The sequence below is a fragment of the Geodermatophilus chilensis genome (assembly GCF_002802985.1).
In the GTDB taxonomy this organism is placed as follows: Bacteria; Actinomycetota; Actinomycetes; order Mycobacteriales; family Geodermatophilaceae; genus Geodermatophilus; species Geodermatophilus chilensis.
Genome location: NZ_NVPT01000129.1, coordinates 1 through 15,453, shown reverse-complemented (window position 1 = coordinate 15,453; position 15,453 = coordinate 1). Strand labels below are relative to the sequence as shown.

The following is a 15,453-nucleotide window of genomic DNA, read 5'->3' as shown; positions in this document are numbered from 1 at the left end:
GTGCAGGCCGCCGCCAACGCCGTCGTCAGCAACGTGCCGGGCGCCGACTCGATCACCCTGGGCGGCACCCGTCCCAGCGCCGCCGACCAGGCGGTGCTCGACCGGCAGAAGGCCGAGGCGGAGGCCGCCGCCTCGGCAGCCGCCTCCGCGGCGGCCGCACCGCGGGCCTCGGCCGCCGGGGCCGGCACGGTCGCGCGCATCACGAACTCCGCGGGCCCCGTCGCCGCGGTGGTGCAGGCCGCCGCCAACGCCGTCGTCAGCAACGTGCCGGGCGCCGACTCGATCACCCTGGGCGGCACCCGTCCCAGCGCCGCCGACCCGGGCGGGCACCCCTCGGGCCTCGCGCTGGACTACATGGTCATGTCCGACAGCGCGCTCGGGGACGCGATCGTCGAGTACCACATCGCCCACTGGGACGAGCTCGGCGTGGACTACGTCATCTGGCAGCAGCGGATGCTGTCCTCGCCCACGGGCGCCTGGAAGGCCATGGCGGACCGCGGCAGCGCGACGGCGAACCACATGGACCACCCGCACGTCAACTACCGGGGCTGATCCCCGCACCGGTTCGGCGGCGGGTCGCCGGGGCACGGTCCCACGATGGGTGACAGGTCCTCCCGCCCCGTCCCGCCGACCCTCGTCGACGCCAACCGCCTCTGGGTGGACTCGCGCCTCCGCGCGCTGGTCCAACGCCGCGTCGAGGCACCGGTGCTGCTCCGGCTGGGCGGGCCGGTGCCCGGCGGCCGGGTCCTGGAGCTCGGCACCGGGCGGCGCGGCACCGGCCTGCGCCTGGCGCTGGAGGTCTTCGGCGCCGCGCACGCCGACGGCGTGGAGCGGTACGACGCCAGCGTCGCGGCGTGCCGGGAGGCGGTGCGCGACCTGGGCGGCCGGGCCGACGTCCAGTGCGGCGACGCGACGGCCCTGGCCGCGCCCGACGGCTCCTACGACGCGGTCTTCGGCTACCACGTCCTGCACCACGCCGACGCGTGGCGGGACGTCGTCCGGGAGGCGGCGCGGGTGCTCCGGCCCGGCGGGCGCCTCTACTCCTGCGAGATGACCGCGCGCGTCGTCGACAGCCGCCCGCTGCGCGCGGTCTCCCACCACCCGGCCGACGGCGACCGTCCGACCCCGGACGGCCTCGCCGCCGCCTGCCGGGCGGCGGGGCTGACCGTGACCGCCCAGGACACCCGGCTGGCCGGCTGCTGGACCGCGTTGGTCGCGACCCGGCCCTGAGCGGGCGTCAGATGACGGGCTCGACCGTCCGTGCCTCCTCGTGCTCGGCGATGAAGGCGCGGACGACCGGGTAGATCTCCTGCTCCCAGCGGGAACCGGCGAACACGCCGTAGTGGCCCACGCCCTGCTGCAGGTGGTGCCGCCGCCGCTCGGCCGGGATGCCGGTGCACAGCGCGTGCGCCGCCTCGGTCTGCCCGGGCGAGCACATGTCGTCCTGGGCGCCCTCGACGGTGAGCAGCGCGGTCTCCCGGATCAGCGAGGGGTCCACCCGCCGGTCCCGCCAGGTCAGGACGCCGCGGGGCAGGTCGTGCGCCATGAAGACGCGCTGCAGGGTCTCCAGGTAGAACTCCGCGGGCACGTCCATGACCGCGCCGTACTCCTCGTAGAAGGCTCGGGTGGCCGCCGCGGTCGTCTCGTCCCCGGCCACCATGGCGCGGTACATCCCGAGGTGGGCGTCGAGGTGTCGCCGCACGTTCATCGACATGAACGCCGTGAGCTGGGCGACCCCGGGGTAGACCCGCCGGCCGGCGCCCGGGTACCGGGCCGGGACGGTCGTGGTCAGCAGCCGCTCGTACCGCGACAGCGGGACCCGACCGGCGGTGGCGTTGACCCGGTTGGGGTTGACCCGGGTGTCGATCGGGCCGGCGATCAGCGTGAGGCTGCGCGGCTGGGCAGGGTCGTCCTCGGCGGCCATCAGGGCGACGGCGGCGAGCACCAGCGGCGCCGGCTGGCACACGGCCAGGACGTGGGTGTCCCGGCCCAGGTGCCGCAGGGCCTGCAGGACGTGGTCGACGTACTCGTCGAGCCCGAACCGGCCTGCCGTCACCGGGACGTCGCGGGCGTTGTGCCAGTCGACGACGAAGACGTCGTGGTCGGCCAGCAGGGTGCGGACCGTGGGGCGCAGCAGCGTGGCGAAGTGCCCGGAGATCGGGCCGACGACCAGCACCTGCGGCTGGCCGGCGATGTCGGGCTTGGTGAAGTGCAGGACGTCGGCGAACGGCGTCGACAGCACCGGCTCCACGACCACCTCGGCCGGCCGTCCGTCGACGTCCACCGCGTCGATGCCCCAGTCGGGGCGCACGTGCGTGGGCTGCGCGTCGGCGACCACGCGGCAGGCCGCCCGCAGCCGGCGGGGCCCGGGCAGCGCGGCGAGCGGCGCGGGCAGCGCCTCCAGGGCCCGCGCGGTCAGCGCCGACGTCGTCCGGGCCGGAGCGGTGAGCCGCCGCTGCCACTCGTACGCGGTGTAGAGCACGGATGTCCGCCCTTCGTGAACCAGCCGTGTGGCCCGCGCCACACCCCGCCGACGTTAACCGACGTTCGCGGAGCGGGCCCGCCGGGGCGCGCCGGAGCGGTCGGCCGGCCGGGTCGGCGCAGGTCGCGCGCCCCCGTCCTACGGGCGGGAGCCGGCGCCGGCCTGCTCCACGGGTGCGCCGGAGGCCTCCGCGGCGTCCTGGTCGCGCAGGAAGTCCTCGACCAGCGCGCAGCCCTGCCCGGGGTCCTCGAGCAGGAAGAGGTGGCCGCCGTCGACCATCTCCAGCCGGGCGTCCGGCAGCGTGGCGGCGAGGATGTGGGCGTTGCGCGGCCGGGCGAGCGGGTCCCGGCGCGCCCCGATGACCAGGGTCGGGCAGTCGATCCGGTGCAGCCACCGCCGGCTCGACCACCCGGAGATGGCGTAGAGCTGCTGCGTGTAGCCGACCAGGCTGGGTGGCCGGTGCAGCCGCGCCTGGCCGTGAGAGGAGTCGGCGGCCGCGCGGGGGCTGCTGCCGAAGAGCAGTGGCGCGGTCAGCCGCAGGTAGGTGCGCGAGTAGTAGCGCGCCGGTGAGCTCATCAGCGCCAGCACCCAGGGCGAGGGCGGCTGACCGCCCAGTCCCGGCGTGGTGGCGGCGAGCACCAGCGCCCGCACCCGGTCCGGTGCCTGGTGGGCCAGCTGCTGGGCGAGCGCGCCGCCCCACGAGTAGCCCAGGACGTCGACCCGGTCGAGGCCCAGGGCGTCGAGCACCTGCGTCACCAGCTGGGCGTAGCCGCGCATCCTCAAGCCCACCCGCAGCGCGGGGGACCCGCCCGTCCCGGGCACGTCGAGCATGACCAGCCGCCGCCCGGTCAGGTGGCGGGCGGCGGGCTCCCACATCTCGATGTTGGCGCCGATGCCCGTGAGCAGCAGCAGCGGCGCGCCCTCGCCGGTGACCGCGACGCGCACCGTGGCCGACCCCGCCCGCACCGTCGAGCAGACCGGGGGCCAGGCCGTTGCGGCTGCGCCTGCGCCGTCCCGGGACACCCGCGGGACGATACGCAGCACCTCCGGACCCCGCTCGTCGTGGCCGGCCGGGCGGGCCGGGTCAGAGGACACCGGCGACGCGGGCCGCGTGCACGGCGGCGGTGCGGTTGTGCACCCCGAGCCGGCGCATGGCCGAGCGCAGGTAGGCCTTCACCGTCTCCGGGCTCAGCCCCAGCCGGGCGGCGATCTCCAGGTTGCTCGCCCCGACCGCCACCAGGCGCAGCGCGTCGAGCTCCCGCGGCGCGAGCAGGCCGGTCCCCCGCGGTGCGGGCCCGCCCAGCCCCCGCTGGATGCGCAGGAGCCGGGCGCGCAGCGCCGGGTCGGCCGTCTCCCGGATCACCGCGGCCAGCTCGTCCAGCGCGGCGGAGGCGGCCGGCGGCTCCGGCGACGGGGCGGTCACGTCGCGGCCCAGCTGCCCGGCGACCACGGCGGCGGTGCGCAGGGTGCGGTCGCCGATCGGCCGGCTGTCCCGCACGGCGCCGTAGAGCACCGCGCGCACCGTCCCGTCGAGGACCACCGGGACGGCGAACACCGAGGTGATCCGCTCCTGCTCCACCACGATCCGGTCGTAGGTGTGCGTGATCGTCGTCGTGGTGGCGTAGTCGTCGACCCGGCGCGGGACACCCTGCTGCAGCACCGAGCCGCCCAGGCCCAGGCCCGGGGACACGACCAGGCCGCGCAGCGCGTCGCCGTGGGTGCCCGACGACCGGCCGATCACCAGCCGGTCGCCGTGCGGGCTCCGGCGGGTGGTGCCGCCGAACACGACCGGGACGCCGGTCAGCTGCTGCAGCCGCCGCAGCCGCTCGGGCAGCAGCCGGTCGATCGCCGCGGTCGCCGTCCCGCCCTCGTCCACCCCGTCCTCCGTCCGTCGTCCTGCGTCGGCGGGGAGTGTCGCAGGTCACGGATACCCCCGTACGGAGGTGGTGACCTGCGCCACCATGGACGACGCTGGCCGCGCCCGACTCCGCAGAGGGAGGACACGCGATGGACGTCACCAAGGCTTACCGGGCCGCCCGGGACCAGCTGCTGGCCCTGCGCGGCCGGCACGAGGCGGCGGTCGCCGAGTTCCGCTGGCCCGAGCTGGGGGAGCGGTTCAACTGGGCGGTGGACTGGTTCGACGTCGTCGCGCGCGGCAACGACCGCCCGGCCCTGGTGCTGGTCGCCGCGGACGGGACGACGACGCGGCGCTCCTTCGACGAGATGGCCCGGCGCTCCGACCAGCTGGCCGCCTGGCTGGCCGGCCGCGGCGTGCGCAGGGGCGACCCGGTGCTGCTCATGCTCGGCAACCAGGTCGAGCTGTGGGAGGCGATGCTCGCCGTCATGAAGCTCGGCGCGGTCATCATGCCGACCACCACGGCGGTCGGCCCCGCCGACCTGGTGGACCGGATCACCCGCGGCGGTGCGCGCCACGTCGTCTGCAACGCCGCCGACGTGGGGAAGTTCGACGAGGTCCCCGGCGACTACACGCGGATCAGCGTCGGGCCGGCCGGGGGCTGGGCCGACCTGCGGGCCGCGGCCGATCTCGAGGCCGCCCCGGTCGAGCACCCGGGGACCGCGCCGGGCGACCCGCTGCTGCTGTACTTCACCTCGGGGACGACGTCCCGCCCGAAGCTGGTGGAGCACACCCAGGTCTCCTACCCGGTGGGGCACCTGTCGACGGTGTACTGGCTGGGGCTGCAGCACGGCGACGTGCACCTCAACATCTCCTCGCCCGGCTGGGCCAAGCACGCCTGGTCCTGCTTCTTCGCCCCGTGGATCGCCGAGGCGACGGTCGTCGTGCACGACTACCGCCGCTTCGACCCCACCACGCTGCTGGAGCTGATCCGCGAGCACGGCGTCACCACCTTCTGCGCGCCGCCCACGGTCTGGCGGATGCTCATCAACGCCGACCTCTCGGGCGGGCCCGGCGCGCTGCGCGAGGTCATCGCGGCCGGCGAGCCGCTCAACCCCGAGGTCATCGAGCAGGTCCGCCGCGCCTGGGGCCTGGACATCCGTGACGGCTACGGGCAGACCGAGACGACCGCGCAGGCCGGCAACACCCCGGGGTCGGAGCTCAAGCCCGGGTCGATGGGGCGTCCGCTGCCGGGCGTGCCGGTGGTGCTGGTCGACCCGGTCACCGGCCAGGCCGTGCACGGCCCGGGGGAGGGGGAGATCTGCCTGGACCTCGCCCAGCATCCGCTGCCGCTGATGACCGGCTACCAGGGCGACCCGGAGCGCGACGCCGAGGCCAAGGCCGGCGGGTACTACCACACCGGGGACGTCGCCAGCGTCGACGCCGCCGGCTACATCACCTACATCGGGCGCACCGACGACGTCTTCAAGGCCAGCGACTACAAGATCAGCCCGTTCGAGCTGGAGTCGGTGCTCATCGAGCACCCGGCGGTCGCCGAGGCCGCCGTCGTCCCCGCGCCCGACGCCCTCCGGCTGGCCGTTCCCAAGGCGTACGTCACGCTGGCGCCGGGACACGAGCCGACCGGGGAGACGGCGCTGTCGGTGCTGCGGTACGCCCGCGAGCGGCTCAACCCCTACCAGCGGGTGCGGCGGATCGAGTTCGCGGAGCTGCCGAAGACCATCTCGGGGAAGATCCGGCGGGTGGAGCTGCGCGCCCGCGAGGAGGAGCTCGCCACCGCCGACACCCGCCCGGGGGTCGAGTGGCGCGACGACCAGTTCCCCGAGCTCAAGAGCTGAACCGACCCGGGAGGGACCTGCTGTGAGCGTCGACCGCCTGCTGCCCAGCGAGGAGGCCGAGGACCTCCTCGCGCTCGTCCGCGAGGTGGCGGACAAGGAGCTGGCGACCCGCGTGGACGAGCACGAGCGGGCCGAGACCTACCCCGAGGGGCTGTTCGCGACCCTCGGGGAGCTCGGGCTGCTCGGGCTGCCCTACCCGGAGGAGTCCGGCGGCGGCGGGCAGCCGTACGAGGTCTACCTGCAGGTGCTCGAGGAGTTCGGCGCGCGGTGGGCGGCGGTGGCCGTGGCGGTGTCGGTGCACGGCCTGGCCTGCCACCCGCTGGCCACCTTCGGCACGCCGCAGCAGCAGGAGCGCTGGCTGCCGCGGATGCTCGCCGGGGAGCTGATCGGCGGCTACTCGCTGTCCGAGCCGCAGGCCGGGTCGGACGCCGCGGCGCTGGCCTGCCGGGCGGAGCGGACCGAGGGTGGGTACCGGATCACCGGCACCAAGGCGTGGATCACCCACGGCGGGAAGGCGGACTTCTACGTGCTGTTCGCCCGCACCGGCGAGGGCTCGCGCGGCATCTCCTGCCTCCTCGCGCCGGGGCAGGTCGAGGGGCTGTCGTTCGGCCGGCCCGAGGAGAAGATGGGCCTGCACGCCATCCCGACCACGATGGCCAACTGGGACGGCGCGCTGATCGAGGCCGACCGGCTGATCGGCGCCGAGGGACAGGGGCTGCCGATCGCGTTCTCCGCGCTGGACTCCGGCCGGCTGGGCATCGCCGCGGTCGCCACCGGGCTGGCGCAGGCGGCGCTGGACACCGCGGTCGACTACGCGCACGAGCGCAGCACCTTCGGCCGGAAGATCATCGACCACCAGGGGCTGGGCTTCCTGCTCGCCGACATGGCCGCCGCCGTCGACACCGCGCGGGCCACCTATCTGGACGCCGCCCGCCGCCGCGACGCCTGCCGCCCGTACAGCCGGCAGGCCAGCGTGGCCAAGCTGGTCGCCACTGATGCGGCGATGAAGGTGACCACCGACGCCGTCCAGGTGCTCGGCGGATACGGCTACACCCGCGACTTCCCCGTCGAGCGGTACATGCGCGAGGCCAAGGTCATGCAGATCTTCGAGGGCACAAACCAGATCCAGCGCCTGGTCATCAGCCGTCAGCTCGCCCGCTGACGGCCCGCGGGTGCGCAGAGGGGGCCAGCCCCACCCCGGGGGCGGGGGATCTGGCTGCCGGAGACGGGGGCTGCCTCGATGGTCCGGCGACCGCGTGAGCGACAGGCTCTGTCACGGAAGAGCCCGACACCCCGAGGAGCCGACGATGACCACGACCCCCACCATCCCGGCGACGACCGTCGTCCTGCGCAGCGTCCTCGAGGACGACTTCGCGCTGGCGTGCTGCGAGTGGTCCGAGGCCCGCTCCCAGCAGCAGCAGAAGGACACCCCGGCCCACCGCACAGCGGTCGCCGAGGCCGGCGCCCGCATCGACGCAGTCCTGGACATGTACCTGGAGGCCCGTGTCGCCGCCTGAGCGAGGCCGGCGGGTCAGCCGCCCGCCAGGTCCAGCGGCCGGAGCACCCCGGCTTTGAGCACGCTCACGTAGGCCCGGCTGCCGTCCGGCAGCACCGCCACCGAGGTCGGGCTGTCACCGACCGGCAGCCGCGCGGTCACCGTGAACGACTCGCCATTGACCACCGCCACGGCGTCCTCGGTGACCGTGGCGACGTAGGCGAACCGCCCGTCGGGCGACCAGGTGATGTCCTGCGGGTTCTGGCCGACCGGGATGCTGGCGATGACCGAGTTGCTGTTCGTGTCGATCATCGTCACCGAGCCGGACTCGTAGTTGACGTTGGCGACCAGCGGCCGGTCCGGGTGCACCGCCACGCTGTGCGGAGCCGTCTCCACCCGGACCTCGCCCACCACCTCGAGGGTCCCGGGGTCCAGCTGGGTGACGAGGTTGGACTCGTGGTTGGCCACGTAGGCCCGCGACCCGTCGGGGGTGAACTCGATCCAGTGCGGGTTCGGGGGGACCTGCACCTCCGCGATCACGGCGTTGGCCGCGGTGTCGATCACCGAGATCGAGCCCGAGTCGTGGTTCGGCACGAACAGCCGCGACCCGTCCGGGGTCACCGCGCCGAGGTAGGGCCGCGTGCGCACCGGGATCGTCGCGACCACCTCATTGTCGGCGGTGTCGATCACGGCGACGGCGGCGATCGTGCGCTCGTCGTTGTACACGCTGACGTAGAGCCGGCTGCCGTCGGGGGCGAAGGAGAGGAACTGCGGCGGTCCGACCGGGACGGGGATCGTGGCGGTCACCGCGTCGACGGCGGAGTCGACCACGGTCACCACACCCGCGGTCCGGTTCGCTACGTAGAGCTGCCGGCCGTTGGGTGAGACGGCGACGAAGCCGGGGGTCGCACCCACGGCGATCGGTTCCCCGATGGACGGGATCGGCACGGCTGTCAGGGGCGGCGGGGACGGGACGTCCGTCGGCGCGGGCCCGGGGGCCTCGCGGTCGTGCTCGGACGGCGCGGGCGCCGCCCCGCCGCCCGCCTGCGCCGTGGGTGCGGGGGCGTCGTCACCCAGCAGCACCACGGCGGCGACGACGACAAGCACGACCACGAGTAGCGCCGCCGCGCCGGCCAGCCACGCGAGTCGCCGGGATCCGTCCGGCTCCGTGCCGGGGACGCTCCCCGGCGCCGGGCCCGCCGGGGCGAACGGGGGCCCCACCGACCCCGGCCCGCCCGGGACCGCTCCACCCGGGTCCGGCCAACCCTGCCCCGGCGGCGGGCCACCGTAGGGAGGCGCCCCGTCGCGGGGGCCGGGGTGCGACGGCATCGGCGTGCCGGCGTCGGCGCCCGGCGGCCGGGCTCCGGCCGCCCGCTGTGGCGGGGCGCCGACGGCTGCCGCGCTCCGGGTCTCCGGTGCCGTGGCCGCCGTCCGGGGCGGGGGCATGGGGCCGGCGACCGCCCCGCCCGTGGGAGCCGCGTACCCCTCGACCGGCGGGGCGACCACGGTGGACGCCGCACCCAGGCCGGTGTGGGCCTGCGCGAGGATCGCCGCCCCCAGGGCGACGGAGTGCTTCGGGTGAGCGTCGACCACGGTCGGGCGCCCCAGCTCGCGCGAGATCATCTCCCCGACCAGCGGGATCCGGGAGGAGCCCCCGATGAGGAGCACGGCGGACAGCCGGCCCGGTGCCACGTCCGCCGTCCGCAGGGCCCGGCTCAGCGTGCCGATCGTCGACTCCACCGGCGCCCGGATCATGTCCTCGAACTCGGCCCGGGTGATCCGGACGTCGAGGTGCCGGCCGGGGAGGAACACCGGGATGGTCGCCTCGGTGTCCAGGGAGAGCGCCTCCTTGGCGAGGACGCAGTCCTGGCGCAGCCGGGCAAGGGCGACGACGGTCTGCGTGTCGCCGAGGTCGAGCTCGGACAGCGCGCCGCCGGTCGCGTGGTTGACGAAGGCCAGGACGGCCTCGTCGAAGTCGGCTCCGCCCAGCCGCTCGATGCCCTCCGGGGACCCGAGGATCTCGATGCCGTCGGCGGTGCGCTGGAGGACCGTCGCGTCGAAGGTGCCGCCCCCGAGGTCGTAGACGGCGATGACGTCGCCCTCGGCGAGCCGGCGGGTGGCCGCGTAGTACGCCGCGGCCGCCTCGGGCTCGGTGACGGTGAGGGCCGTGGACAGTTCGGCAAACCGGGGCACCTCCTCGAACAGCTCCCGCCGGAACGGGCCCCAGTTGGCCGGGTGGGTGAGGACCACCTCGTCGGGCGGGCCACCCCGCTCCGCGCTGACCCGCGCCAGGACCTCCTGCAACAGCGCGCCGAGCAGGTCGGTCACCGCGTGGGACGTGCCGCCCAGCAGTAGCGGCGTCGGGTCGCCCAGCCTGCGCTTGATCTCCGTGGCGACCCGGTCGGGGTGGCTCACCGCCCGCCGGGCGGCGGCGTCGCCGGTGACGAGCACCCCGTCGTCGCGCAGGTAGACCGCGGCCGGCATGACCGTCGAGCGGTCGCCCAGCGCGGCCATCTCCAGGCTCTGGTCGTGGGCCGTCGCGGCCGCCACGAACGTGGTCCCGAGGTCGACCCCGAGGCGGTAGGTCACAGCGCCTCCCGGCGTGGCCCGTGGCACGGCTCGGCTCGCCGGGTGGCAAGTAGGCACCCGCTGCAGCGAGGTGGCAACGGCCTGCTGCGCCGCCCCGGCGCGCCCAACACGGACCGGGGGACAACCCCACCACTGGGTAGGGGCCGCACCCTCCCGTCGCGCCGCCCCGGCGGGGACGATCACCGCATGACGTCCGATCCGGCCCCGCCCGCGGACGGTCCCACGCGTGCTCCCGACGCCGCTGCCGACCGCCGCCTGACCTGCCGGGCGGAGCGGGAGCAGTGGCAACGGCGGCTGCGCCTGCAGCGGCAGCTGCACGACGGCGCCTCGCTGCGGATCTCCGCCCTCGTCCCGCAGCTCGGGGTCGTCCGCACCCGGGTGCCTGACGCTCAGCCGGACCTCGACGCCTCCATCGAGGGGCTGCAGGACCAGCTGCACACCGTGCTCCAGGAGCTCCGCGAGATCGCGCGGGCCATCTACCCGCCGGTGCTCGACGAGGCGGGCCTGGGCCCGGCGCTCCGGGACCACGCCGAGCACACCGACGTCGTCGTGCGCGTCGACGTCGGGCCGGAGCGCTTCGGCCCGGCAGTCGAGGGTGCTGCCTACTTCGCGGTCACCGGCTGCCTGGCCGCCCTTCCGCCCGGCTCCCCGCCGGTCGAGGTGAGCGCCCGGCGCGAGGGCGACGCGCTCGTCCTCGTGCTGTCCGGGGTGCCGCCCCGGTCGGCCCCCGTCGTCGCCGACCAGGTCTGCGGCCTCGGCGGCGAGGTGACCACGGGCGGGGCGCCCGAGGGAGGGACGATCGAGGCGAGGATCCCGTGCGGGTAGCGCTGGCCGAGGACGGCGCCCTGTTCCGCGAGGGGCTGCTCATGCTGCTGCAGGCCGCCGGGCACGAGGTCGTCGGCAGCGTCGCCGACGGCGACGCGCTGGTCGATCTGCTCGCCGGCGAGGACGCGGACGTGGCGATCCTGGACATCCGGATGCCGCCGGAGCCGGACGGCGGCCTGGTGACCGCGGAGCGGCTGCGGGAGCTGCACCCCGACATGGGGCTGCTCTTCCTCTCCCACTACGCCGAGTCGCACTACCTCATGCGCATCCTCGAGATCGGCACCGAGGCGGTCGGCTACCGGCTCAAGGAGAAGGTCGGCAGCGTCGAGGTCCTCACCGACACCCTCGGCCGGATCGCCGCCGGCGAGATCGTCATCGAACCCGTGCTGGCCAAGCGGCTGGTCGAGCGCCCCCGCGGGGACCGCAAGGAGGCGGTGGACACCCTCTCGCCGCGGGAGCTGGACGTGCTCCGGCTCATGGCCGAGGGACGCTCCAACAATGGCATCGCCGCACAGCTCTTCGTGACGCCCAAGGCGGTCGAGAAGCACATCGCCAACATCTTCAGCAAGCTCGGCCTGCAGGAGGACGGCAGCGAGCACCACCGCCGGGTGCTCGCCGTGCTCACCTACCTGCGGTCCCAGCAGGAGCGCCGCTGACCCGCGCCCGGCGGCCTTGGCCCGCACCGGCGGCCCGCCTAGCGTGACCGGGCGGGACCGGCCGGTCCCGCAGCCGAGGGGTCGGTGGTGCGCATGGCCCGGGCGACCCGGACCCGTGCCGCGCGCGGCCTGCTGCTCGTCGCCGCGGTGGCCGCGGTGCTGGCCGCCGTCGTCCAGGGCGGCCGGGCGGCCGGGCCCGCGCTGCCGGCCGTGCTCCTGCCGTTCGCCGCGGCCGCCGTGGCGGCCACCGGCCTGCACGTGCTGGCGCCCCGGTTCCTCCCCGATCCGGCCGCCCGGGACGGGGCGGCGCGGTACGCCGCGCTGGCGGAGGCGGCCCGGCGCGGCCAGTCCGGCTCGCTGGAGCACGCCCTGCCGGGCCTGGCGCGGGTCGTGGCCGAGGGCACCCGCGCCGACCGCGCCGTCGTCTGGCTCGCCGTGGGACCCCGCCTCGTGGCGGCCGCGGCGCACCCGCCCGGGCCGGAGGGGGTCCGGGAAACGGTGGCCGACCTCGCCGCCCTCCTGGCGCGCCCGGACACCGACTCCGTCGTCCCAGTCCTCGACGGGACGGTGCTGCGTGCCGTGCTCGCCGTCCGCAAGCCCTCGGCTGTCACCGCCGCGGACCGGCAGCTCATGCAGGACGTCGCCTCCGGCGCGGCCCTGGTGCTGCGCGTCGCGGCCCTCAACGCCGAGCTCGCCGAGCGGGTGCAGCGGGCCGCAGCCCTCGCCCGGGAGCTGCACGCGTCGCGGCACCGCCTGGCCTCGGCCCGCGAGTCCGAGCGGCGCCGGCTGGTCGCCGAGCTCGGGTACGCCACCGGTGACCGGCTGGAGACCCTGCGCGCCGAGGTGGCGGCCGCCCGGACGGCCCTGGCCGGCGAGCGGCCCGACCCCGCGGCGGCACACGCCGCGCTCGGCCGCGCCCGGGAGCGGCTGGAGGAGCTGCTCGACCGGTTCCGCGCCGTCGCCCGGGGCGTGTACCCGGCCGTGCTGCGTGACCAGGGGCCGGCCGCCGCGCTCGACGAGGTGGTCGCCGACCTGCCCCGACCGGTGCGCACCAGCGGCCGGCCGGCCAGGCGGCTGCCCTGGGAGCTGGAGTCGGGCATCTACTACGTCGCGGCCTCGGCGGTCCGCGCGCTGGCCGACCGGCCCGCCGACACGCCGCTGGCGGTGCGGCTGGAGCACGCGGCCGGCCGGATCGAGCTGGAGGTCGAGGACCCGGCCCATCCCCTGGCGGCCGAACGCCTGGCCGAGCTGCTGGCCGACGACGCCGACCGGCTCGCCGCCTTGGGTGGCGGGATGGACCTCGAGGTCCCCGCCCCGGGCGTGCTCGTCCTGCGCGCCTGGCTGCCCGACCGGGTGGAACCGGTCGTCGTGGAGACCGCCGGGACCGAGGTCGCGGTCCGGTGAGCCCCCATGGGAGGGCCATCGTGGCCGGCCTGCTGACCACCGCGCTGGTCACCGTCGTGGTCGGGGGCGTCCTCCTCGCCGTGGACGCCGGCGTCGGCCGGCTCGCGGGGACGACGGCGGCCGCGGTCGCCGCTCCGGCGGTGGCCGCGGCGACGGCCCTGCCGGCGTACCGGTGGGCCAGGCGGCTGACCGCACGGCTGGACGACGGCAGCCCCCCGACGGGCGACCGCGTACTCGCCCGGCTCGCGGCCCTGCCCCGGCCCGCGTCCCGCGGGGTCCCCGACCTCTCTGACGTCGTGGCGGCGGTCGGGCAGGGGCTGGGCGCCGGGGTGTGCACGCTCACGGTGCGCCGGCCCGGCCTGCGCGACCGGGTGGCCACCTGGTCCCCAGCCGGCTCGGAGCCGGCCGAGGCGCGGTGGGCGGTCGCCGTCCGGCACGGCGGGGAGGACGTCGGCACCCTGGCCGTCGACCGGGTGACGGTGCCCGGGACACAGGCCGAGCGCCGGCAGGTGCTCGAGGACGTCGCGAGCAGCCTCGGGGTGGTGCTCCGGGCCGAGCGGTCGGGCATCGAGCTGGAGCGGCAGTTGCGGGCGGCGCTGGCGCACGCCACCGAGATCGCGGTCGCCCGGCGCCGCGCCGTCGCGGAGTCCGACAGCGAGCGCCGCCGGATCGAGCGCGACCTGCACGACGGGGCCCAGCACCAGCTCGTCTCGCTCAGCCTGGCCCTCGGCCTGGTGGAGCACGGGCTGAGCACCGGCCGGCTCGACCAGGCCCGCAGTGGCCTGGACTCGATCGCCGCGCAGCTGGACACGGTGGCGGACCTGCTGGCGCGGACCACCGCCGGCGTCACCTCGCCGGTGCTGGCCCGCAGGGGCCTGGTCGCCGCCCTCCGGCAGGAGCTGGCACACGACGACCCGCCCGTCGCCCTGGACGCACCGGCCGGGGTGCGGTTCCCCGCCGAGGTCGAGGAGGCCGTCTACTTCGTCTGCCTCGAGGCCGTCAACAACAGTCGCAAGCACGCCCCCGGTGCCCGGGTCGCCGTGCGCCTGGCCGCCGACGGTGCCCGGCTGCACTTCGCCGTGGTGGACGACGGCCCGGGCTTCACCCCCGTGGACGGCAACCCGGGGCGGGGGATGCACAACGTGGCCACCCGGGTTGCCTCGGTCGGCGGGCGGGTCGACGTCCGCTCGGCGCCGGGCCGCGGCACCACGGTCGAGGGTTCGGTGCCGCTGCCCGCACCCGCACCCGCATCGGCACCCGCCCCCGGCCGGGCTCCCACGACCGCCCCGCCGGTGGGCCCCGGGCCGTTGGACCGGGTGCGGACGCTGGTGCGTGCGGCCCGGGACCTGTACCACGGCAGCCCGCAGGCCGAGGGCCTGCACGCCCTCGCCCGGGCCCTCGACGGGCCGCTCCGGATTGCCGTCGTCGGCCCGCCCGATCCCGCGGTGACCGCCCTGGCCGACGGGCCGGCGGCCGGCACCCCGCCGTACGCCGTGCGCCGGGTGGACCCGGAGGAGCAGGCCGACGCCTGGGTCCTCGTCGTCGACGACACCGGGACCGGGGACGACCAGCGACCCGACGGTCTCCCGGCCGGGGTGCGCCCGAGCCAGGCGGTCGGCGTGCTCCTCGGCAGCGGACCGGACCCCGGGACCGCCCGCCGATGCCAGGCGGTGACCACCCTGCGCCCGGACGAGGACCTGGCCGCCCGGGTACGGGAGCTGATCGAGCGCCACCTGCTCCCGCGCGCCTCGGCCCTCCGGACCCGCAGCGCCCTGGCTGCGCTGGAGGCGGCCCTCCGTGCCGCGCCGCCCCGAGGGGAGACCCAGCCGCTGCGCTACCAGCTCGACGCGATCCGCTCCGCCGCGCACGAGCTCGCCGAGCTCGACCTGCTCGACGCGCTGGTCACGGGGGAGCTGTGGGTCCCCGGGGACCAGCGCCGGGCCGCCGAGGTCCTCCTCGGCGCGGACGGGCCAGAGGTCTGGACGCGGCTGGGGTGCGGCCCCGCCGCCGGCCCGGACGACCTGCGACGGGCCGCCGCCGAGCAGCTGGCCCACTGGCAGCGCGTCGCCGCGCACCCGGCCTCACCGGCGGCCTCCCGGCGTCTCGCCGGTGCCCTCGTGCAGACCTGCGAGCGGCTGCTGGCGGGCGCGTCCCCCCGCTGACCTGCGGCCGGAGGGGGACCGGACCCCCGGTGGACTCGATCGCCGCGCAGCTGGACACGGTGGCGGACCTGCTGGCGCGGACCACCGCCGGCGTCACCTCGCCGGTGCTGGCCCGCAGGGGCCTGGTCG

The 15,453-nt window shown here is 76.5% G+C and carries 12 protein-coding genes and 1 pseudogene; 9 read left to right on the top strand and 4 right to left on the bottom strand.

Going from position 1 to position 15,453, the window contains the following annotated elements:
* Positions 1-552 (top strand): annotated as a pseudogene (locus CNO22_RS19410) (hypothetical protein); the annotation flags it as partial.
* Between the two features lie 45 nt (positions 553-597).
* Complete coding sequence (locus CNO22_RS19405) at positions 598-1,230, top strand: class I SAM-dependent methyltransferase (RefSeq protein ID WP_100500919.1); 633 nt, start codon at positions 598-600, stop codon at positions 1,228-1,230.
* A gap of 7 nt (positions 1,231-1,237) precedes the next feature.
* On the opposite strand, the gene phaZ is transcribed toward CNO22_RS19405, so the two are convergent.
* The 3 genes from phaZ to CNO22_RS19390 form a co-directional block, all read right to left on the bottom strand.
* Positions 1,238-2,482 (bottom strand): polyhydroxyalkanoate depolymerase, encoded by a 1,245-nt coding sequence (phaZ, locus tag CNO22_RS19400; RefSeq protein ID WP_100500918.1) that lies wholly within the window; start codon positions 2,480-2,482, stop codon positions 1,238-1,240.
* 138 nt (positions 2,483-2,620) lie between these two features.
* A complete protein-coding gene (locus tag CNO22_RS19395) occupies positions 2,621-3,427 on the bottom strand; it encodes an alpha/beta fold hydrolase (protein WP_157937019.1) in 807 nt (268 codons plus the stop codon).
* Between the two features lie 139 nt (positions 3,428-3,566).
* Positions 3,567-4,358, bottom strand: a complete 792-nt coding sequence (locus CNO22_RS19390; protein ID WP_198588451.1) for a LuxR C-terminal-related transcriptional regulator — start codon at positions 4,356-4,358, stop codon at positions 3,567-3,569.
* Positions 4,359-4,489: 131 nt separating this feature from the next.
* Here CNO22_RS19390 and CNO22_RS19385 point away from each other — a divergent pair, with 131 nt between their 5' ends.
* The 3 genes from CNO22_RS19385 to CNO22_RS19375 all read left to right on the top strand — a co-directional run bounded on the left by CNO22_RS19385 (position 4,490) and on the right by CNO22_RS19375 (position 7,710).
* Positions 4,490-6,193, top strand: coding sequence for an AMP-binding protein (locus CNO22_RS19385; protein ID WP_100500916.1), 1,704 nt, complete (start codon positions 4,490-4,492; stop codon positions 6,191-6,193).
* 22 nt (positions 6,194-6,215) lie between these two features.
* Complete coding sequence (locus CNO22_RS19380; protein WP_100500915.1) at positions 6,216-7,355, top strand: acyl-CoA dehydrogenase family protein; 1,140 nt, start codon at positions 6,216-6,218, stop codon at positions 7,353-7,355.
* 145 nt (positions 7,356-7,500) lie between these two features.
* Positions 7,501-7,710, top strand: a complete 210-nt coding sequence (locus tag CNO22_RS19375) for a hypothetical protein (RefSeq protein WP_100500914.1) — start codon at positions 7,501-7,503, stop codon at positions 7,708-7,710.
* Between the two features lie 14 nt (positions 7,711-7,724).
* Here CNO22_RS19375 and CNO22_RS29775 read toward each other — a convergent pair whose 3' ends face one another.
* Positions 7,725-10,277 (bottom strand): Hsp70 family protein, encoded by a 2,553-nt coding sequence (locus CNO22_RS29775; RefSeq protein WP_100500913.1) that lies wholly within the window; start codon positions 10,275-10,277, stop codon positions 7,725-7,727.
* A gap of 186 nt (positions 10,278-10,463) precedes the next feature.
* Between CNO22_RS29775 and CNO22_RS19365 the strand changes: the two genes are divergently transcribed.
* The 4 genes from CNO22_RS19365 to CNO22_RS28475 all read left to right on the top strand — a co-directional run bounded on the left by CNO22_RS19365 (position 10,464) and on the right by CNO22_RS28475 (position 15,324).
* Positions 10,464-11,102 (top strand): sensor histidine kinase, encoded by a 639-nt coding sequence (locus tag CNO22_RS19365; RefSeq protein WP_100500912.1) that lies wholly within the window; start codon positions 10,464-10,466, stop codon positions 11,100-11,102.
* Positions 11,093-11,758 (top strand): response regulator transcription factor, encoded by a 666-nt coding sequence (locus tag CNO22_RS19360; RefSeq protein ID WP_100500911.1) that lies wholly within the window; start codon positions 11,093-11,095, stop codon positions 11,756-11,758. Before CNO22_RS19365 ends, CNO22_RS19360 begins: the two co-directional genes overlap by 10 nt.
* A 93-nt stretch (positions 11,759-11,851) precedes the next feature.
* The gene (locus CNO22_RS19355) at positions 11,852-13,162 is read left to right on the top strand and encodes a sensor histidine kinase (RefSeq protein WP_157937018.1); all 1,311 of its coding nucleotides are present in this window, start codon (positions 11,852-11,854) and stop codon (positions 13,160-13,162) included.
* A 20-nt stretch (positions 13,163-13,182) separates the two neighbouring features.
* The gene (locus CNO22_RS28475; RefSeq protein WP_198588450.1) at positions 13,183-15,324 is read left to right on the top strand and encodes a sensor histidine kinase; all 2,142 of its coding nucleotides are present in this window, start codon (positions 13,183-13,185) and stop codon (positions 15,322-15,324) included.
* Positions 15,325-15,453 lie beyond the last annotated feature (129 nt).

What these genes read in the sequence shown, in the direction of transcription:
- CNO22_RS19405 (WP_100500919.1), top strand. Translation starts at nt 598, where the DNA reads ATGGGTGACAGGTCCTCCCGCCCCGTCCCGCCGACCCTCGTCGACGCC.
- CNO22_RS19385 (WP_100500916.1), top strand. Translation starts at nt 4,490, where the DNA reads ATGGACGTCACCAAGGCTTACCGGGCCGCCCGGGACCAGCTGCTGGCC.
- CNO22_RS19375 (WP_100500914.1), top strand. Translation starts at nt 7,501, where the DNA reads ATGACCACGACCCCCACCATCCCGGCGACGACCGTCGTCCTGCGCAGC.
- CNO22_RS19365 (WP_100500912.1), top strand. Translation starts at nt 10,464, where the DNA reads ATGACGTCCGATCCGGCCCCGCCCGCGGACGGTCCCACGCGTGCTCCC.
- CNO22_RS19355 (WP_157937018.1), top strand. Translation starts at nt 11,852, where the DNA reads ATGGCCCGGGCGACCCGGACCCGTGCCGCGCGCGGCCTGCTGCTCGTC.